This is a genomic window from Herbaspirillum sp. VT-16-41 (assembly GCF_001994935.1).
Classification (GTDB): domain Bacteria; phylum Pseudomonadota; class Gammaproteobacteria; order Burkholderiales; family Burkholderiaceae_D; genus Herbaspirillum; species Herbaspirillum frisingense.
Window position 1 is genome coordinate 1 of record NZ_MUXB01000048.1, and the last position, 454, is coordinate 454.

At 26.9% G+C, this 454-nt stretch carries 1 protein-coding gene; it reads left to right on the top strand.

Annotated features, from left to right (window positions below):
- Positions 1-99: 99 nt before the first annotated feature.
- On the top strand, positions 100-357 hold the full coding sequence (locus BTM36_RS27610) for a hypothetical protein (protein ID WP_139347053.1): 258 nt from the start codon (positions 100-102) through the stop codon (positions 355-357).
- Positions 358-454: the final 97 nt, after the last annotated feature.

The following is a 454-nucleotide window of genomic DNA, read 5'->3' on the forward strand; positions in this document are numbered from 1 at the left end:
ACTAAGGTTTAGTCTTTTAATCAATTAACTGATTATGTTTTATCTGTTGCAGATCAGCGAGCAAAAACTATACAAGAAGATAAATTTAAAGTATCAACTATGACAAAGGATATTTTAATTTCTATGTTTGGTGAGGAAATAGCCGAAAATGTTTTTCCAGATGGTAGAGTGCAATCCGATAACTATAAAAGATTTTTAGAAACGTACTCAAATATCATACTAAAAAATATTGGAAACAAAGGGTATACAACTAAACAGGAAGTAATAAAACAACTTCATTTACCGATTGGAGAACGAAAAAAGGAATATCATTTTGAAAAAGTTATAAATGAAAAATGTAATCTGTATTGTTTATAATTTAGCTTTGCTAACAAGGAAATAAAAAAACGTTTCAACATTGAATATAGGTAACGAAAAAGGTTGAAATATAAGTATTAATTTCACTGAACAGTAA